The organism is Candidatus Margulisiibacteriota bacterium, from assembly GCA_003242895.1.
Taxonomy (GTDB): Bacteria; Margulisbacteria; Riflemargulisbacteria; order GWF2-39-127; family GWF2-39-127; genus GWF2-39-127.
The window spans coordinates 13,330-33,459 of record QKMY01000004.1 but is presented as its reverse complement, the minus strand read 5'-3'; the positions used below and the strand labels follow the sequence as shown (position 1 = coordinate 33,459).

The following is a 20,130-nucleotide window of genomic DNA, read 5'->3' as shown; positions in this document are numbered from 1 at the left end:
AGATTACGCAGGCCCTCTCACAGGCTTTTGAGGAGTAATTGCAAGTAGCCTTTACTGACAATCTTGTGATGGGAAGTATTCCCGGTATTGATAATAATAAGTCCCCCCTGTTTCAGGGCTGCATCATTATCAGGGGTATCAGAAACCGTCGGCATGTCGACCGCGCGCAAAGGATCACGGAACTTAAATCCTTTAACCGTTTTAATTAGCTGGGCAACTTCCTTGGACGTACCTCCGGCTTGAGTATAGAGAACGACAAATCTTGATCTGGGATTATCTCTTTTCCATAACAAAAACCTATCCCTATGTCCATACAATCCGTCAAATAAATAGGCCTCATTGATATTCTCACCGCCATACATCAGACTGGTTGCCATAGGAGAATACCCACCACTATGGGCGGAGAGAATGAACTTGCCGGCATTCAAGGATTCCCGATTCCAGCTGTTATACCCGGCTAATTGAGCTTTAACACTATCCATCATACTTTTAAACCCGTTCGGATCTTCGAGCATTCCGCCAAAACCATCCCTGGCATTTCTGGCTAACTCAGGAATTATCAGGATAATATTTTTTTTGCTTAACGAGATCTGCTCAGCAAGCCGCTCAGTACTAAGAACATTTTCGATATTATTTCCCCAGCCATGCAAATAAACAAGAAAATAAAAGTCCTTTTCAATATCAAAAGCTGAAGGGACATAATATGCAATCCGTTGATCATTATAATGCGATTGGGCAGGATAATACTCTCCGGCATAAATATGTCCGTCATCCCTTTCCTTATGCGGGAATGGCGAATTCGCTATGCTCAAAAATCCATAATTATATTCGCTGATAGCAACAGACGGACCTTCTCCCAGCACCCGATTTTCTCTCCGGGAAATTATCTGCGCAGGAGAAGAGTACCCGGTCTCATAAATAATGTCGGATTTGATTTTGGGTGCATTATCCTCGGGAAAAAGAAAAATGCAAATAGCAAAGTCGGAGATAGCTTTTGTTTTGCCATTATCTTTCTCTTTCAGGTAATAATAGCGATGAAACCCAGCGAGAGGAAGACCGCGCAGGGAATAGAGCCGACCCTCGCTACGAATATAAAGCCCGTTCTTCTTCGAAGCAACCTGAAGTAACGTGTATTCATCCGTTTGCAGATACTCGCCGTTACCGGACACAAAAGCAAAAAAGTTCCCTCTATCAGTTTTCTGAACTAGAACATTGAGTGATCCGACAATGCCTTCCCAGCAGGTTACTGTCATTTCCGGCGATACCAGACCCTGACGACTAAGAACATTATTCGTAGGATTTTGCAGGCTCATTTGTTGTAAGGTATAGGTTAGCTTAAGATTATCAATAGTTCTTATTTTAGTTATAATATTTTCAGAGACAGTGGTCACGTCCGATGCCGGCTTACTTACCAACGTATATTTCCTTTTATCCCTGAGAGTAAGTTCTATCGTATCAGAACCTTTTTTATTAATACTATATTCGTTGATTTTTGCCATATTATTTTTGTCAAAGAGTGTTCCCTCGAAATTAGTATTTTTCAGAAAAAGGTAGGAATTATTCTCCCAAACCGTGACCGGTCGCAAAAAGTAGTCAGGCTGGTCAGAGAGAAAGCTCAACGAGGGGATATTGACGCGAAAGGTTTCAACATGCCTGCTGATCTTCACATCTCCACTGGAAGTCGTATAAACGTAGTATCGGCTATAGACTGTATCTTCAGAATACCGCAGATTGGCAGTTGACTCTCTCTGCACCGCTAAAAGACCGGAGCCAAGGGCAACTAAAAAGAAAACAATAATAACCGGAAAATATTTTTTCATAATAGATTACCTTATTACTGATTTTTTGAATTGTATCCCCATATTATAACCGCCGCAAAGGTCTACTTCTTTTTTATGCCTTGGATCCAATTAATAATTTTTATATTCGCTTTTCGGTAATGCTCATGCGCCATGTCTTTTTCTTCAACAAATGTTGTCGGATACCCTTTCCCCTGCAACATTTTGGCAGTCATTCTCCCATATTGAATTGGGACCATGGTGTCCTTATCTCCATGGACCATGAATATAGGCCGTCGATTCCAAGGTTCTTCCTGGAACTCAATCCATCGTCCGAGATTCTGAGAGATAATCCCCATAAACACGGCAATACCATCAAAATATTGATAATAATTAATACCAAGCAATAAAGCGAAGTGCCCACCGGATGAGGCACCAGAAATTATTGTCTTATTTATATCATAATCTTTTTGATAAGCGAGTGTTTTTTCAATAATTGGCGGAATATCCTTCCCTTGCCAACCATTTTTATCAATGGCATTTGGCACCAGGATAACATAGCCTGAACGTGCGGCATCAGAGACCCAATTAGCGATGTACCCGGGCGCACGCTCACCAGAACCATGAAGTGCAACGACCATAACCTGCGAATTCCTTGAAGGAACAAAAAGCGAATAATTACCCTGAGCTTGATCAAAATGATAGAGCCCGGGGGCTAACTTCTCCGCATAGCAAGAGGTAGCCGATATGAAGAAAAAAAAGAATAAAGCAAATAACTGTTTTTTGGTCAAAAAATATAGTTTAATTTCCTCACTTATCATAATCATATTATACATTATTCAAGAAAAGTTTATTTTTGGCAAAAAGTGGGAATAATAAGCTAATAAAATTGTGCTTTTCAACAATAAGACCAAATCTAAAAGTGGGCTTAGTTTTTCTATGCTAGAAACTTATAATTATAATAATGATCTTTCTTATAAATTCGATACTATCGTCAGAAAACCGAACAGGATTAACGCTTCGGAACAAAAAAAAGACAAGCCCCCTGTTTTTTTAGAAAACCCTGACAAAAAAAATAAAATCGACAACCATGACCATTATGAGAAAGTAACGGATACCGGAACAAGCAGGGTATCGACCTATTCATCTATTGCCAAGGAAATACAAAACACAAACAATGCATCTCCCCAAAATAAAGACACCGAAAAAGAAAATAATTCCAAAAATCCTGAGAAAACTAATCTCCAAAAAAAAATAGAACGGTATATGGAGCATAAATCAGCAAATCAGAATGAAGAGCTAAAACAGAAAGTTGAAATACAGAAACTTAAAGCTGCGGAAGCTCAGCTTGAGGCGCATGAAATGGCACATAAGATGGTTGGCGGAATGTATGCCGGATTCGTGACCTACACGATGGCAGTAGGGCCTGACGGGAAAAACTACAAGGTACAGGGGGAAGTGAATCTGGATTCATCGGCAGCCGCAAGTCCCGAAGAAACTGTTAGGAAGATGGAGCGGGTCATTAGCGCGGCAATGGCACCGCTTAATCCTTCTCCTCAGGACAGAAGCGTCGTTGGAAGAGCCGCCGCCATGAAAATGCAAGCCGAGCAAGAAATTAGACGCGATAAACAGTTGGAGGAAGAATACAATAAACCTGACGAACAGGGCAGAAAACCTATTCGCAAAATTACGGCATTCCATTCAAATGTGATGGGATTACACATAACCCTCTACGCATGATTAACAGAACGAATTGATTATCGTAAGGTATCAACACAAGATTTTGCGTCTCTGCTATTATCAATTCTGTATTATTTTTGAACTAATTACTCTATAATAATCCCAGATAATAATCAATCGGGGATTGAGACTTATGTTTCTTTTATCGAAAATACTCACTAATATTTTGTTACCTCCAGGAATTATTTTATTTTTCTTTCTTCCTATGTTTTATTGTGCATTTACCAATAGAAAAAAAACCTTTCTCATGCTGCTCTGCTTTTGCTTCCTCTCTCTCTATCTGTTATCAGTCGAACCGGTAAAAGACACATTATTATCCCCGCTGCAAAACAAATATGAGCCATTTCAAATAAATAACGCCGCCAAATATAATGCAGTAGTTGTTTTAGGCGGAGGGTCAATCGAAAGTTCTCCGGAAGAAAACGGAGGTCCGAGCTTAGATCCATCATCACTGAAACGATTATTTTATGGCTGGCATCTGGCGAAACAGCTTCACCTCCCTCTCGTTCTCAGCGGAGGAACAACCTTAAACAAACTGGCGACCCCGGAAGCTATGGTCATGCAGAACACTCTTTTAAGGCTTGGAGTAAAAGGAACAAATATCTTTATAGAACCAGGCAGCAGAAACACCCACGAAAATGCAAAGCTCTCAAAAATAGTATTAGATAACAACAAGTTTTCGAGCGTTATCCTCGTTACCTCTGCCTATCATATGCCGAGAAGCATGTATTCTTTCACCAAATTCGGGATTAAAGCCACACCGGCACCAACTGATTATAAAGCGGTCACTACCCGTTATTCTTTACTCAACCTCATCCCCTCAATGAGCTGTTTAACCAACAGTTATATTGCTTTGCATGAGTACCTCGGACTGCTTTACTATAAATTACTTTCTTCGTAAAACAAGCTGATCGCAACAAACACAAAGACCAATTTACCAGCACAGCGACTTATTTGCTATAATAAAAGCAGCCACAAAAGGAACAGGTGATTACATGAAATTCGGAGCGATTTATTGTATTTATGACGATCATGAGTATTTAGAGATATCAGTTGGCCCACTCGCTGATAAACTTGAAAAAATCCTGTTTACAGTATCTGACATCCCGTGGAACGGGAAAGTTGAAGATAATTCTGAAACACTGACACTGATAAAGGATATGGCCAAACGCTACCCGAATATCGAGATTGTCACTGGCCACTGGGAAACAGATCATGACCAGCGTAATAGCGGGATTGAAATACTCTACAGCCAAGGGATAGATTATGCGTTTATTATAGATTCAGATGAAGTCTACCATGAACAGCAATTTGCGGATATCATTAGCTTCATCAAACTCTATCCGGATATTTCAGTCTTTCATATTGAGTGGAATACTTATTGGAAAAAAGACTATCATAGAATATTTCCCAGAGAAAATTTCAAACCGGTCATTGCGGTTAAAACCAACAGTTTTCTTTTCACGCATATCAGGGATGGAATCACTGCTATTAAACGAGACGGCACTATGGTGCAGAGAACTGATTCTGCCACCTATAACGGAATGCTAATCCCGCCGGCACTTGCAATCTGTTATCATTTGTCATATGCGCGGGCCGATGAAAAAATCAAACGGAAAATTGAGACAAGTCCTCATGCAGGAGGAGTCAGTGTTACCTGGTACGAGAATATCTGGCTTAAATGGACACTAGAAATGAGAGACATCCATCCGGTCATTCCAAGCCAATACAAACGGGCTATCCCCGAAAAAAGAGAAACACTGCCGGTCCAACTTCAGGAATTTATTGCGAAAGAACAACTTTCCACAAAATAGCCCATATCAGTCGAGGAATACCTGTTTAAAAACCTTCATGACTTCTTGGGGATTATAGCTTGCACCGTAACAATCCCAAGCCAATTTTCTTATTGCTTCTTTGTTAAAGTTATTTATTATTCGAAAAAGGTCTTTTTCGTCATGGTACCGGATGCATTTCTCACCCAGAATATCCAAATGAGCCTTTTGCGAAGATTGTGACCACGTCAGAACAGGCTTATTTCTAATAGAAAACTCTGCTATTGCCAAGCCAAAAGTTTCACCCTCATATCGTGCATGGAGCATAGCATCACAGGTATTTATAAATGCCGCTTTATAAAAATCATCTGAAGATTTCGGCAGATGAATAATCTGCTTATTATTTTCCTGATAGCTCTGCCGATTAAATGGAGCCGTGTTCATAAAAAGAAAGTATATATCCTTTCTTCTTCGGGAGATGTACTCGACTGTTCTATGAACAAAGGGAAGATCGAATTGCTCCCATCCGCCATACCGTCCAAAAACTACGGCATCTTCAGGAATATGCAGTTCGGACCTTAGATCATCCGGGCTCTCGATACTCGCAACCATATGCGGCACAACCGGAACTCTTACACTCGACTGGTCTGCAAGCCATGGGGATATTGAAGCATAGACATCTCCATGCGGTTGAGCTGTTGTAAACACACAATGGACAACATTCTTGCACTGCGTTGATATCACGTGATCTTTCAACCCGCTCTTTATGGCATAGAAGACGTCGACAGCATTTTCTTTTAGAATAACATCCACTTCGGAAAAGTTGTCGTATAAATAGACCGCAAACCTATTCCTGAATTTTTGAAGTGAAAAAAGATCATTATTTTTATTTGATATAATAATTGATTGATTGCTGAGAAGTACTTCGTTGTATAGCGCATAATCGTATAAGGCTACTTCAGTACCTCTTTCCCCTAATTGATTTGAATGGAAGGCTATTTTCATTTTCATTCTAAAATCTTAAACTGATTGTAATATATGGGATTCGTAAAGGTTAATTCTATCTTTTTTCCTTTTAGCTTTTCAACGTGATAAGGCATACCATGAAATACGGACTCTTCACATTCTTTTTCAAGAGGGAGCGCAATATGATCGCAGGGATAATTGGTTTTTATCCTCAACAGATAATATCCGATCGAGAACAAATATTCTATCAAGTCCTCTGACGTATAGCCAAACTTTCGGCATTGATGCTCTTCAATTTCGATAAACATTATCGGGCGGTCTCTATCAATCGTATCTTTTGCACCTTTTAAGGCAAACAACTCACAGCCTTGAACATCTATCTTTATAAATTTTATTTTTTTGAGATCAAAACTATCGAGAGCCTTTACCATAATTTCGTCGCCCGGCGCTTTATCGACATTATTGAGCAGAGACGTGTCCCCGATATTAATCGTGGTGGTTGAATAATAATCGAGCGAGCGCATATATGCTGTTGAAGAGGCATCTCCCACCGCACAATTATAGGGATAGACATTATCTAATCCATTAATAAAACAATTACAGCATAATTGTTGGAAAATAATCCTTAGAGGCTCGAAAGCATATATTTTCCCTTGATTCCCGACAAGACTGGCCATGGAAACAGTATGATATCCAAAATTTGCGCCTAAATCTATTGCACTATCTCCTGAGAATAATACTCGTTGAATTACATCTTTGAAATGAGGTTCCCAATCTTTTTCCTTCATTAAAGTTTGGGACAGGGCATCATTATTGAATAATATAAAATTAGTATCGGATTTTTCAAAAATTATGAGGGGAAGTTTCTTCATAAAATGTTTAATTAACCATATTCACAAAATCTTAGGATTTAACTTACTGACATCATTTTAATTATTGTTTAATGCCTGGCTTTTGTCAATTATCCCGGTTAGCCAACAATTCCGACAACAGCCTTTTGAGCAAGCAGATGGGAATAGGCGACATTCGACAACGAATTAAGAATGTTAGATTTAATATGAGGGGTTTCCTCTTGCAGTTCACGCAGCAGTCGTTTTACTCGATTACGTTTTGACTCAGCACCTTTAGAAACAGGACAAACACAACAGATAATCGGAAACTTCTTTTGCAGCGCATAGGTAATAATGTCTTCTTCGAAAACGTATACAAGCGGCCGGATAACAATATTACGTTTATCGTCAGCAACATGATACGGCGCCATCGCCTTAAGTGAGCCGGAATAGAACATGTTCATGAGTACTGTCTCAATAAAATCATCAGCGTGATGGCCAAGAGCGATCTTATTGTACCCGTGCTCAGCGGCGTAGGTATATAAGGCGCCTCGGCGCAGACGGGCACAGAAAGAACAAACACTTTTACGAGGATTTTTATGCTCTTTAATAATATTGAGAATATCGGCTTTTTTATAAATAAAAGGGACTTTTTTTTCTTTACAGTAATACTCGATCGTTTCGCCTTTGAAGCCTTCAAATCCGGAATCGATAGTAATCCCTGTAAGGGAGAATTGAATCGGGGCTTTTTTTTGCAGGGCAAGCAAGACATCCACCATAGTGTAGCTGTCCTTGCCGCCTGACAATCCGACAAGAATATTGTCACCGTCTTTAATGAGTCCGAAATCAGCGACCGCTTTTCCAGCGGAACGTATAATTTTATCTCTTACATTCTTCATAGAATACCTTTTTGCCTTAACCCGGCAAAAAGCGAGGTATTAAGGTTTATAAATCCGTGATACGAATCAATACAAGTATAATTATATAACGAAAAAAAAGCCAGGCTTTCATTCTGGCCCCAACAGCATCTGCCGCGACACAATCCTCTGCCCTGTTGTGATCTTTCAACTGCGATAAAGAAATAACGGTATCATAGGTAAGGATAAAAGGATTAACCATAACTTCCGGTTGCGGGCCATAATCCAGGGCGATCGACTCAAAAGGTTGCCTGTTATGATCAAAAAAATCTACCTTAATATCGGATGTCTCGCCTGCTCCGGTCCCTCCGTAATTATCCTATTGAAATAGTTGTTCATCGTTCAAGCAGCTAAAAGTGTATTGATCCACTCTGAAGACAAATCACGTTTCAGGGTTCCTAAAATATCTTGATTAAGCGCAGTCCGTAAAACATGGTATGTTAATAGCAACATCATTCCCAATAATTAGGCACATTTCAGGACGACTGCCGTTAGCCCCAAGTAGCTTCCCTGATTATTATCTGTACAATTCGATAATCTTTCTAATTTGCTTATCATCGTAATTATATTTATCATAAATAATAAAAAATCCCGTCTCTCCAGATTGTCGATTTCCCTGATTAACTAATGCGACACATTTCTTAGAACTAAAAAACTTTTCAGGGAAATCATAGATTTCATTATGATCAATTGCTATTTTTGCGCGAAACCTTCTATCCGGATCAACAAATCTGATTAATGCCAAGGCAGTCATGATGTCCCAAAGTTTAACGCGCTTCTTATAGAACAAATTGATTTTGTTTTCAATAATGCCGGCAAGATTAATGCTGCTACACTTAAGAATATAAGCGTCTTTTACACAAAGCTCCTCTCTAAAAAAAGAATAATCACCCCCCGGAACACAAAGAGAATCCTCAGTGCCGACAGAGACCTCCTTAACAGTCGCAATCGAAGGAATGGCAGTAACTTCGCCTTGACTCACACTTAAGACGTTTTTAGTTCCGGCACTTCCAATATAATAGTATTCAAGTAGCGGAATACCCAGATAAGCAACAAGCGGTATCCCTCCATGATAAAGACTAATATTAATACCCACATATGTATTACTATTTATCCCCTGGTTTACAGCATTTATAAAATTTTCAGTCCCATCAACCGGATCTATATACCAGACATAATCATCCCCGTTAATAGAATCCCTTTCTCCATATAATTCAGGTTGCTCCTCTCCTATGATCTTATGAGAAGGAAACCTGGTCTTTATCCAACAGCTAATAAGATCTTCAAGACCCTTGTCAATATCAGTAACAGGATCATGGTCTTTTTTGTCCGTAATTCCAAGGGAGCTACCATATTTCGGGTCAGCATACCGGAAAACAAACTGGTTAAAGTTTCTACCGAGGATCTCTAACTTATCCCTGATCGCAGAAATATCGAGGCTCGCAGTACTTGTCTTGGGATGCCAGTTCCAGGCATCTAAAAAATCATTATCAACAGTTATTATAATATTATTGTTGGTAGCTAAGGATAGTTCATTATTGCTTAATAAGACTTTATTGAATCTATCAGCATAATCCATGGCAAGGCTCCTCTCGTCAACTAATCTTTCCTGGAAATATAGAAGAATTATAGCTAACGGACAATAGCAGAATAATGTTGCAGAAATAGTACTTTTTTGTAGGTTGAATTCTTCCGGGAACATTTCATGCGAAGCTACGCGCATCTGGGAAAAAGCCCAAGAACACTACCCCCAATTAATAAAATTATGCTTGGACTTAATGGCTGATTTATTGTTACAATAGAGTTAGCATGATTAATCGCCCAGGTATCTGCACCATATTTTTTCCCATTATTAAAGCTAAAAAGCAAACAAACCCTAACAGTACTTCTGTTATCTGGAATCACTAATCAATGCCATAGAGGGTTTATAAAAGTAAGGATGGCGAATGCCCAGACTTATGATTGCCTTTTATTACGAAAAGTATCGAAGTCATTAAAGAAGGAGAAATTCTCGCATGAGCAATTCGCAGAAAAAAGTGTTTATCGTAATCATTATCGGCATCCTTGCTGTATTAGCGATATTATGCCTATTGGTTATAAATAACAGGAAACACGATCCTAACGAAGTTATCATCCCACTGACACCTATAGCGAAACTACAAAATGCTCAGGTCACAAAAACAGCGATGGCCAACGAACCGCTCGTCCCCACCCGGGCGTCGGCTGCGCTAGAATTAATGGCTACCGGATCACAAATTGTTACGTCCAAACTAAATGGTCAAAAAGAAAGAATAGCAACCGTTTCACCAAATACAGGAGTACCAATAACATCGCAGATTGATAATCGCCCGAAATCATTGGTCCCAGTTGAAGTTAAAGGACTCTACATGACCGGGTGGATAGCCGGAATACCATCTCGACGAAACAAACTAATCTCATTAATTGACCGAACGGAGCTTAATGCAGTTGTCCTGGATGTGAAGGATGATGAAGGACAACTTACCGGCGATGATATGGGAATTACTCTCGCTCAGCAGATTAAGGCCTCATACCATAAAGCAAACCTACCGGATGTTCTTGAGGCTTTTCGACAACACAATATTTATCCGATAGCACGAATTGTCTGCTTTAAAGATACACTGCTGGCAATGAAACGACCGGACCTGGCAGTTAAAACAAGTAATGGGAATGTTTGGAGAGACAGAAGAGGGGCACCTTGGGTTGACCCTTATAACCAGGAAGTGTGGAAATACAATATAGACATAGCTAAAGCTGCTGCCAGACTTGGATTCAGAGAAATACAATTTGATTACGTTCGCTTTGTTTCCGATGGCAACATCGCTACGGCCATATATCCGAATAAAACCGGGTCTAAAGAAGACAATATTTTAAACTTTCTGAACTACGCAAAAAAGGAATTGGCGCCCTACAATGTTTTTATATCAGCAGATGTATTTGGATTAACAACCTCCGTTCCGGATGACCTGCAAATCGGTCAAAAGTTCGAAAAAGTATCCTCCTCCGTTAACTATATTTGCCCAATGGTCTATCCTTCCCATTATTATCCCGGAACATATGGGATTGCCAACCCGAACGCGAATCCTTATGACACGGTCCACAATAGTATGATCAGAGCAGTAAAAAAGACCCGGGGAGCAATAATCCGGCCATGGCTTCAGGACTTCTCTCTCGGAGCTCCTATCTATACGGCAACTCACGTAATTGCTCAAAAAAAAGCAGTTTATGCAGCTGGCCTAAAGGAATGGATACTCTGGAACCCTCAGAACAAATACCAAGAAGGTGCCCTTGCCCACGAATGAACCAGATCACTGGGCAAGGCGAAAGGTTAGCCGGTAAAAACAATTACTCGCCAATAATCTTGATTAGGACCCGTTTCCTTCTCTGACCATCAAACTCCCCATAAAACACAGCTTCCCAAGGTCCGAGATCAAGTTTGCCTTCTGTAATTGCCACGACAACTTCTCGCCCCATAATCTGTCGTTTTAAGTGAGCATCTCCGTTATCCTCGCCTATATTATGATGATAGCCCTCTCGACTATATGGCGCCAGTTTCTCAAGCCAATCCAGATAATCCTGGTGCAAGCCGGATTCATTATCGTTAATGAATACGCTGGCTGTGATGTGCATGGCATTGACCAGACATAAGCCTTCCTTCACACTACTTTCTTGAACTGCTTCTTGTACTTGTGGAGTAATGTGTACAAATTCATAACGTTTCTTTGTGTTAAATATCAACTCTTTTTTATAACTTCTCATTGACCTTCTCCCTTGTCAATTCAGTGTTTCCTCCAGCTCGCTATTTGACTCTATGCCAGACATTACTCATGAAATTACCTGTGGTTCCCGATGCAACTCCGATCTCAAGACCTGCCTTGCGGTTTTCATTCTCTTAGCAATCTTCAATTAATTATCGCAGCAAAATATATTATTGGAAATCACCTAATTTATCATGTTTCACCTGTTTGGCAACTATAAATATTTGGTCTAAGCATAGCTAAAGAGATTGATTGACAAAGCCTCGGCGAAAAGTCATACCCAGCCTATTCAACCGCGAATTTCTACATTGTTATTATTTTATCGAGAGGCGCTCCGCAGATTGGGCAACGCTCTAGTTTGGTGGTTAACACACCGGTATTGCCGCAGGAGCTGCATACAAAATAAGTATATCGCTCAATATCGCTGCCTTCCTCATATGCTTTGATGGCTTCCGGTAACAAGTCAGAGTAATTAGTTTTTGCTGCATATGTCTGATTAAAAGCATATAATGCAAGGGGAGCGTGCGTATCGAGCGCCTGAGGCACGTATTCTGTAGAGAGGTGTTTCCGGTCTTCACCCTCAAGATGCTCGGATTGTATGAAATTGCTATTTATATCAAAAAGTTGATTAAGGACGCTAAAGTAGCTTCTGGCATGATAAAAAGCCGATTTTGCCAACACCCTGAATAGTTTTTCTGTCCCAAGATATCCTTTATCATATGCATCATCAGCAAAAAGTTGATACCTCATATGTGTAGAAGATTCGCTCATAAAAGAATGAAGAAGGTACTTGCTGATAGTCTGGTTATTCTCTTCTCGATTATAAGAAACATCTGCAAGCGACCGGTAATAAAACTTCAGATCGGAATTGGAGTCAAAATAAAATTGTAATATGTGATGGAATGAGTTTTTCTTTTCCGGGAGACGACCTAAAAATTCCAATCTTGCTCCGGCACCTGCAGAAACTATAATCTCATACCCATCAACATTATCACGGAAATAGGAATGGACATGTCCTGAAAGCACGTACTTAATTTGTGATTTGTAGGGGTCCATGATGCTGCGCAGTTTTACCCACTCATCCCGCCTTATACTATTAGGTGAAATATTGTTAGGAGGCGGGATATGGAACGTAACAAGTATGTTTCTTCGGTGGTGTTTCGCTAGTATTTCGCGCAGGAAATCGAGAGTTTCAGCTTCGAACACCCTTCTGGAATCGTCCAGCATAACGATAAGCAGATCGTTATTAAGCAGGCAATAATTGCGCAATCCGAAATATTTGGAATAATACTCGGTATCATGGTTTCCACATAAAGTATAGACAGGTGAAAGGGCTACCTCGTTAATGAGTTCATAGATTTGTCCGTAGAATTGCTCCATGCCAAACGGGACAAGATCTCCCAAAATAATCTTAAAATCGGTATCCTCTAAACTCAGCGCTTTTGAAAATGTTGTCATGATCTCAGCTCCAAGCCCGTCACAGCCGGGATCACCCATGATAGTAAATGAATCTATTTTATCAATAAAATTCACTGGCTGTTCTAATCTAACAACGCCTTTCATTGCTAACCCCTTTGGGATCGTAGTTTACCTTATTCGGGACAGACTGGTTTACCCTGTCTCGTAGAACTTAATTCAATTTGCAAAATTATTCAACAGGCTTAAATCCAAAATAGCCGAAGGATTTCATATTAAATTGGTCCGGATACAGGTGAACGGACAGAAAGAGGTTTTTCTTGCCTGGTATCAGCGGCAAAAGAATGGATCTCCGTTATAAAGGGGAACCAAACATTCACTACCAGGATATTTATCACCTACTACTTTGAAACCACTTTCTCTACCGTTTCCAGTCTCTGTAATATCAACTCGATTTTCTTGTCCTTGTCTGCATTTTCAGCTTTTAATTTTTCCAGTTGTGCATCTTTTTCCTGTTTCAATTCCTTGAGTGCTTGAAGGAGTACCGCTGAGATCTTGTCATACGCCACTGACTTATATCCGGTCTGGTGGTCGGTCACAACAAGTTCCGGGTACTGTGCTTCCAGCTCCTGTGCGATAACACCCACATATTTCCCCTGATTAGGTGTAACCGTGGTATCTTCCTTGAGGTCATAATGGACGCCACGAAGGTTCATCACTTTTTCAAGAGCATTCGTTAAGGTGGTAATATTTTTCTTATAGCGCACATCCGAATTGGTCAGCCAGCTTTGCCCTGAGGCTACTCTGCCGCTCCCACCAATGATATCGAGTTTCGTTCCCGGACTCGTAGTTCCGATGCCGACGTTGCCGGTCAGGACGGTAGTCACGATATTTTTGTTACCTAATACAACAGTGTTAGAGCCAAGACCCTGTGCATTATAACCAATAACGATGCTGTTATTATCATCATAAAAATAGCCTCCGGATTCGGCTCCAATATAGATCGAGTTATGGGGATCTTGTAACGCAGCACCACCACCTGCATAGGATGATCCGGCTTTATATCCAATCATTACATTACCCGTTCCGGCAACATTCCCACCGGCGGCTAAATAGCCGCTAAATACATTATTGGCACCAGTTGTGTTACTTTGTCCAGCATTAACGCCATCAAATACATTGTACATACCTGTGGTATTACTATACCCGGCATAATAGCCATTGAAAACGTTATATGCACCGGTAGTGTTATAATATCCTGCCTTATAACCTGTGAATAAATTATTTCCACCGGAAATGTTCCTATTTCCGGCATCACTGCCTACAAATGTGTTATACAGATTGGCGGTACCGATGCGGTAGAGGTAGGTAGATCCCGACATCAGTACGCTCGGAGTTACTGCTGCCGGCAGATTGGTTAGCCCGCTGCCATCGCCCACAAAAGCAGTGGCTTTCACAGTGCCATTCACATCAAGTTTCTGTGCTGGGTTAGTCTTTCCTATCCCGACGTTACCGGTCAAGACCGTTGTGACGATACTGCTATTGCCCAGCACTACGGTATTGGCGCCAATACCAACTGCATTATAGCCAATAACAATGCTGTTATTGTCGTTGTCATCATAACCTCTGGCAGTATACCCGATATAGACCGAATTGTTCGGGTTCATTCCGGCCGTGCCGGTTGCTCCTCTATATCTTCCGGCATTGGTTCCAATACCGACATTATTTGCTCCGGATGAGTTAGCAGAGCCTGCTTCTTTACCGATGAATACGTTGTCATGGCCATTTCCATTCCCCCATCCGGCAGATCTGCCGCTGAAAACATTAGCATAACCCGAGGTATTGTTTTGTCCTGCCTGAACACCGTTAAATACGTTCTCTGACCCATTATTAATGCTTCCAGCAGCATAACCGCTTACTACATTACCGTTACCAAAACTGCTTGAGAATGGCAAGGAACCATCACTCATCATTGTGAAAACTGCTGATGCTACATCCAGATTGGTCAGTCCGCTGCCATCGCCGACAAAAGCCACTGCATTCACCGTCCCTGCAACATCAAGTTTAGCTGCCGGGGTTTTGGTCCCGATACCAACGTTGCCGGTCAGGGCTGTGGTGGTAATGTTGTCGTTACCCAGCACAACCGTGTTGGCGCCAATGCCGGTGGCGTAGGAACCGATAACGATACTGTTATAGTCATCGTTATCTTTGCCCATGGAATAAACGCCAATATAGATCGAATTCTCCGGGTCGGTGAGGTCTGTGCTGCCATCAGCCTGAAAACGACCGGCTTCTGCTCCCAGCATGATGTTGTTTCCACCGGTCGTATTATTTCTGCCAGCAGACTCGCCCATGAAGAGATTGGATCCACCGGTTGTGTTTGCCTCTCCTGCACTACTACCACTGAAAATGTTGTGCCATCCGGTTGTATTACTAGATCCCGCCGAAGCGCCGGTGAATACATTGCCCACGCCCTGGATGTTGCTATTTCCTGCATAATCGCCGATAAATACGTTCTGAGCCCCGGTTGTATTATTTAATCCTGTAGATAAGCCGAGGTATATGTTACTGGAAGAAGTGTCAAGTCTGAGCAGATAGTCACCGCCTGACATCAGCACACTCGCCGTTGCGGCATAGTTAGCAGTACTAACTACCTGTGCTGCGATATCTGTTATTCCAAACCCAGCTACCGTCGTTGGCTTGCCAGTCACGCTTCCCCAGGCAAGGCTACCCACACTGCCGGCGGTAGCTGCATAGTTGGCAGTGTTAATCGTTCCCACGGAAGTCAGATATCCCGAATTATTAGTGAACTGCGATATATTGAGATTACTCAGTGTCCCGGCTGTGGTTGCCGCACTGACTGTACTGGTCACCTCGCTGCCGGCATGTGTATGTGCCATAGCATTGTAGCTGGAAGGCTTGCTCGTGATCCCTGTCCAGGCAACAGCATTGGCAGTATTGGCTACCGATGAGTAATTGGCTGTCGTAGCATTATTAGCAGTATTGACTGAGTTTGCCGAAGTGATATATCCGGCATCATTGGTAAAAGCACTGATATTCGTCGGTCTGCCACTGACGTTAGCCCAGGCAACGGAATTAGCCGTAAGAGCAATATTGGCGGTTATCGCATAATTGGCCGAGTTAACTACGGGTACTGAGGTTAGGTACCCGACATCGTTGGTAAAAGTACTGAGATTAGTCGGCTTATTTGTGAGATCATCATAAATACCGGAAAGTGCAACCTGTGCCAAACTTGCTGCAGTTTGATACCCAATATCATTGGTAAATTGTGAAATGTTCGAATTGTTGAGTGCCCCTGCAATTGTGGCATAATTAGCGGTACTCGCTGCACTGACAGTACTGGTCACCTCTCCCCCCACATGCATATGCGCCACAGCATTGTAGCTGGACGGCTTGCTGCTAATCCCTGTCCAGGCAACTATATTGGCAGTGTTGCTCTGTGCTGCATAGTTCGATGTATTAACCACCTGAGTTGCGATATCTGTTATCCCATAACCAGCTACTGTAGCTGGTTTAGCGGTCACATTTCCCCAGGCAATACTACTCACACTACCTGCTGTACTAGAATAGTTGGATGTAGTGGCATAGTTGGCAGTGTTAATCGAACCCACTGAAGTGAGATATCCAGAATTGTTGGTGAACTGCGATATATTGAGGTTGCTTAGTGTCCCGGCTGTGATTGCATAACTGGCCGTTGTTGCCGCATTAACTGTATTGGTTACCTCGCTACCGACATGTGTATGCGCCGAGGCATTATAACTAGACGGCTTGCCGGTTATCCCTGTCCAGGCAACTATATTAGCTGTATTGCTTAGAGCCGCGTAATTTGCTGTCGTAGCTGTACTTGCATAATTAGCAGTACTTATAGAACCTATTGAAGTCAAATATCCGGCGTTATTGGTGAATTGCGAAATATTGAGATTACCTAGAGTTCCCGCTACGTTTGAATAATTAGCCGTATTAACTATGTTGACAGTAGTAAGATAACCGGCGTTATTGGCAAACTGGTTGATACTCATGTTAGCCAGCACATTTGCTGTCCCGGCTAATATAGAGTAATTTGCTGTATTAACAGTATTTACTGTAGTGAGATATCCTGTGTTATTCGTGAACTGGCTGATATTCATATCAGATAGTGAGATTGCTGTTCCCGCAATGGCTGCGTAGTTTGCGGTTGTTGCTGCATTCGCTGTGATTGCAAAGTTCGCGGTATTGATTATTTGTGTCGCAATATCGGATATTCCAAAACCGGCTACAGTCGTTGGTTTCCCGGTTACACTGGTCCAGGCAATACTTCCTACGCTGCCTGCTGTAGTGGCGTAATTTGCTGTGCTGCTGTAATTAGAAGTAGCGGCATAATTGGCGGTATTGATTAAACCTGCTGAGGTAAGATATCCGGCATTATTGGTAAACTGGCTTATACTCATATTTGAGAGGGCACTTGCTGTCCCGGCCGCGGCAGCATAATTTGCCGTACTTGCTGTGATTGCATAGTTGGCTGTCGTAGCAGTTATTGAATAATTAGCGGTACTCGCCGCATTGACTGTGGTAGTAATCTCGCTGCCAGCATGGGTATGTGCAGAGGCCGTATAACTTGCCGGCTTACCTGTAACCCCTGTCCAATCAACTACATTGGCCGTATTACTGAGTGCGGCATAATTGGCTGTATTGATCGAACCCACTGAAGTCAGGTAGCCTGCATTATTGGTGAACTGAGAGATGTTCATGTTCGACAGAGTAGCAGCGGAATTAGCAAAGTTGGCTGAGCTTGAGTAATTGGAAGTAACGGCATAATTGGCTGTACTTATCGAACCAACCGCCGTTAGATATCCCGCATTATTGGCAAATTGGTTAATATTCATATTAGTTAAAGCGTTTGCTGCATTCGCTGTGATTGCAAAGTTCGCGGTATTGATTATTTGTGTCGCAATATCGGATATTCCAAAACCGGCTACAGTCGTTGGTTTCCCGGTTACACTGGTCCAGGCAATACTTCCTACGCTGCCTGCTGTAGTGGCGTAATTTGCTGTGCTGCTGTAATTAGAAGTAGCGGCATAATTGGCGGTATTGATTAAACCTGCTGAGGTAAGATATCCGGCATTATTGGTGAACTGGCTTATACTCATATTTGAGAGGGCACTTGCTGTCCCGGCCGCGGCAGCATAATTTGCCGTAGAAGCCGCATTGACTGTGCTAGTAATCTCGCTGCCAGTGTGGGTATGCGTAGAGGGAGTATAGCTTGCCGGTTTGCTCGTAACACCTGTCCAGTCAACCACATTAGCTGTGTTGCTGAGGGCAGCGTAATTTGCTGTCGTAGTTGTGCTTGCATAATTAGCAGTGCTTACAGAACCTATTGAAGTCAAATATCCGGCGTTGTTGGTGAATTGACTGATATTCAGGTTAATCAGTGTACCAGCGGTAGCTGCATAGTTGGCAGTGCTGGCTGCACTAGAGTAATTGGCTGTCATAGATACGTTTGCGGTAATCGCATAGTTCGACGTATTGACCACCTGTGTCGCTATATCAGATATTCCATAGCCAACTACAGTCGTTGGTTTAGCGGTTACGCTTCCCCAGGCCATGCTATTCACACTGCCGGCCGTAGTTGCATAATTAGCTGTCGTGGTATAACTGGCGGTACTGGCATAATTCGAAGTAGCCGCATAGTTGGCGGTACTTATTGTGCCGGCTGAGGTTATATATCCGGCATTATTGGCGAACTGACTAATATTCATATTAGATAGCGTGCTTGCTGTCCCGGCTGTTGTTGCGTGACTGGCAGTTGTAGTATAGTTCGCGGTATTAATTATTTGTGTCGCGATATTAGTAATCCCATAACCGGCGACTGTCGTTGGTTTGCCAGTTACACTGCCCCAGGCAATGCTGTCTGCATTCTGTGCTGTTAGTGCAATATTTGCTGTCAGTGCATAATTGGCAGTTGCTACATTCGATAATGCTGTGACATACCCTGCATTATTAGTGAATTGTGAAATATTGAGGTTGCTAAGAGCCCCCGCTATGGTTGAATAGTTGGCTGTAGTTGCTGCATTAGAGTAATTAGCTGTGATAGCCATGTTTGCAGTGCTTGCATTATTCGCTGAAGCTACACTAGAAAGTGCGGTTATGTATCCGGCATTATTAGCGAATTGACTGATATTCATATTAGAGAGCGCGCTTGCTGTCCCTGCTATAGTTGCAAAGCTGGCTGTGCTGGCTGCATTCACTGTGCTAGTTATCTCGTTGCCTGCATGGCTATGTGCGGAGGCGTTATAGCTCGCTGGTTTATTCGTAATACCTGTCCAATCCACCACATTAGCCGTATTACTGAACGCAGAATAATTGGCGGTATTGATCGAACCTGCTGATGTCAGATATCCAGTATTGTTGTTGAACTGAGATATGTTCAGATTGCTCAGCGTACCAGCGGTGATCGAATAATTGGCAGTGTTTATCGAACCAACAGTAGTAAGATACCCTGCATTATTGGTAAACTGACTGATATTCATATTAGTAAGAACGTTAGCTGTAACGGCTGATAATGCAAATAACGATTTAGGCATATATGTTAGGAGTTTACGAGGAGCAAGTGCCTCGGAGTTAACTATGATCTCCAAATAAATGGCGTTGTCACTAACTGCGATATCCACCGGGCCAACCTGTACGGAATATATCCCCTCATTAACAGCGACTAGTCCGGCTGAGGATTGCCATAGAGCAGAGCCGCCGGAGCTTTGGTTATACAATTTGAACTGCATATTTGCGTTGCCGGTGACTGGCTTGCCCTGGCTGTTGCGCAAATATCCGGTTTCCGTGAAGTACTTATTCTCGGCTATTGCATTAGTTGCACATATCAAAAATACAACGAACATAATGCCTGCCATTAATAAGTTTTTTGTGTTTTTCATCTTACAAAT

The 20,130-nt window shown here is 42.0% G+C and carries 13 protein-coding genes; 4 read left to right on the top strand and 9 right to left on the bottom strand.

Annotated features, from left to right (window positions below; translation table 11 throughout):
* Positions 1–17 precede the first annotated feature (17 nt).
* Both DKM50_00390 and DKM50_00385 read right to left on the bottom strand, forming a co-directional pair.
* Positions 18–1,820, bottom strand: coding sequence for a hypothetical protein (locus DKM50_00390; GenBank protein PZM84876.1), 1,803 nt, complete (start codon positions 1,818–1,820; stop codon positions 18–20).
* Between the two features lie 62 nt (positions 1,821–1,882).
* Positions 1,883–2,614 carry a hypothetical protein gene (locus DKM50_00385; protein ID PZM84875.1) on the bottom strand — a complete coding sequence of 244 codons (732 nt, stop codon included), beginning with the start codon at positions 2,612–2,614 and terminating at the stop codon, positions 1,883–1,885.
* 103 nt (positions 2,615–2,717) lie between these two features.
* On the opposite strand from DKM50_00385, the gene DKM50_00380 reads away from it, so the two are divergent.
* The 3 genes from DKM50_00380 to DKM50_00370 all read left to right on the top strand — a co-directional run bounded on the left by DKM50_00380 (position 2,718) and on the right by DKM50_00370 (position 5,332).
* Positions 2,718–3,518, top strand: coding sequence for a hypothetical protein (locus DKM50_00380; protein PZM84874.1), 801 nt, complete (start codon positions 2,718–2,720; stop codon positions 3,516–3,518).
* A 133-nt stretch (positions 3,519–3,651) separates the two neighbouring features.
* A complete protein-coding gene (locus DKM50_00375; protein ID PZM84873.1) occupies positions 3,652–4,419 on the top strand; it encodes a YdcF family protein in 768 nt (255 codons plus the stop codon).
* Positions 4,420–4,513: 94 nt separating this feature from the next.
* The gene (locus tag DKM50_00370; GenBank protein ID PZM84872.1) at positions 4,514–5,332 is read left to right on the top strand and encodes a hypothetical protein; all 819 of its coding nucleotides are present in this window, start codon (positions 4,514–4,516) and stop codon (positions 5,330–5,332) included.
* A gap of 6 nt (positions 5,333–5,338) precedes the next feature.
* On the opposite strand, the gene DKM50_00365 is transcribed toward DKM50_00370, so the two are convergent.
* The 4 genes from DKM50_00365 to DKM50_00350 form a co-directional block, all read right to left on the bottom strand.
* Complete coding sequence (locus DKM50_00365) at positions 5,339–6,301, bottom strand: glycosyltransferase family 1 protein (protein PZM84871.1); 963 nt, start codon at positions 6,299–6,301, stop codon at positions 5,339–5,341.
* Complete coding sequence (locus tag DKM50_00360; GenBank protein PZM84870.1) at positions 6,298–7,128, bottom strand: hypothetical protein; 831 nt, start codon at positions 7,126–7,128, stop codon at positions 6,298–6,300. Before DKM50_00360 ends, DKM50_00365 begins: the two co-directional genes overlap by 4 nt.
* Before the next feature lie 98 nt (positions 7,129–7,226).
* On the bottom strand, positions 7,227–7,985 hold the full coding sequence (locus tag DKM50_00355) for a tRNA 2-thiocytidine(32) synthetase TtcA (GenBank protein PZM84869.1): 759 nt from the start codon (positions 7,983–7,985) through the stop codon (positions 7,227–7,229).
* A gap of 535 nt (positions 7,986–8,520) precedes the next feature.
* A complete protein-coding gene (locus DKM50_00350; protein ID PZM84868.1) occupies positions 8,521–9,726 on the bottom strand; it encodes a hypothetical protein in 1,206 nt (401 codons plus the stop codon).
* A 292-nt stretch (positions 9,727–10,018) separates the two neighbouring features.
* Between DKM50_00350 and DKM50_00345 the strand changes: the two genes are divergently transcribed.
* Positions 10,019–11,323 (top strand): GTP-binding protein, encoded by a 1,305-nt coding sequence (locus DKM50_00345; protein PZM84867.1) that lies wholly within the window; start codon positions 10,019–10,021, stop codon positions 11,321–11,323.
* Between the two features lie 43 nt (positions 11,324–11,366).
* Here DKM50_00345 and DKM50_00340 read toward each other — a convergent pair whose 3' ends face one another.
* The 3 genes from DKM50_00340 to DKM50_00330 form a co-directional block, all read right to left on the bottom strand.
* Positions 11,367–11,780, bottom strand: a complete 414-nt coding sequence (locus DKM50_00340) for a YjbQ family protein (GenBank protein PZM84866.1) — start codon at positions 11,778–11,780, stop codon at positions 11,367–11,369.
* Between the two features lie 302 nt (positions 11,781–12,082).
* Entirely contained in the window at positions 12,083–13,342 is a 1,260-nt protein-coding gene (locus tag DKM50_00335) for a hypothetical protein (protein ID PZM84865.1), read from the bottom strand.
* 254 nt (positions 13,343–13,596) lie between these two features.
* Positions 13,597–20,121 carry a hypothetical protein gene (locus DKM50_00330; GenBank protein PZM84864.1) on the bottom strand — a complete coding sequence of 2,175 codons (6,525 nt, stop codon included), beginning with the start codon at positions 20,119–20,121 and terminating at the stop codon, positions 13,597–13,599.
* Positions 20,122–20,130: the final 9 nt, after the last annotated feature.

Coding starts and splice junctions, on each gene's coding strand:
- DKM50_00390 (PZM84876.1), bottom strand. CDS start 1,820: ATGAAAAAATATTTTCCGGTTATTATTGTTTTCTTTTTAGTTGCCCTT.
- DKM50_00385 (PZM84875.1), bottom strand. CDS start 2,614: ATGTATAATATGATTATGATAAGTGAGGAAATTAAACTATATTTTTTG.
- DKM50_00380 (PZM84874.1), top strand. CDS start 2,718: ATGCTAGAAACTTATAATTATAATAATGATCTTTCTTATAAATTCGAT.
- DKM50_00375 (PZM84873.1), top strand. CDS start 3,652: ATGTTTCTTTTATCGAAAATACTCACTAATATTTTGTTACCTCCAGGA.
- DKM50_00370 (PZM84872.1), top strand. CDS start 4,514: ATGAAATTCGGAGCGATTTATTGTATTTATGACGATCATGAGTATTTA.
- DKM50_00365 (PZM84871.1), bottom strand. CDS start 6,301: ATGAAAATGAAAATAGCCTTCCATTCAAATCAATTAGGGGAAAGAGGT.
- DKM50_00360 (PZM84870.1), bottom strand. CDS start 7,128: ATGAAGAAACTTCCCCTCATAATTTTTGAAAAATCCGATACTAATTTT.
- DKM50_00355 (PZM84869.1), bottom strand. CDS start 7,985: ATGAAGAATGTAAGAGATAAAATTATACGTTCCGCTGGAAAAGCGGTC.
- DKM50_00350 (PZM84868.1), bottom strand. CDS start 9,726: ATGCGCGTAGCTTCGCATGAAATGTTCCCGGAAGAATTCAACCTACAA.
- DKM50_00345 (PZM84867.1), top strand. CDS start 10,019: ATGAGCAATTCGCAGAAAAAAGTGTTTATCGTAATCATTATCGGCATC.
- DKM50_00340 (PZM84866.1), bottom strand. CDS start 11,780: ATGAGAAGTTATAAAAAAGAGTTGATATTTAACACAAAGAAACGTTAT.
- DKM50_00335 (PZM84865.1), bottom strand. CDS start 13,342: ATGAAAGGCGTTGTTAGATTAGAACAGCCAGTGAATTTTATTGATAAA.
- DKM50_00330 (PZM84864.1), bottom strand. CDS start 20,121: ATGAAAAACACAAAAAACTTATTAATGGCAGGCATTATGTTCGTTGTA.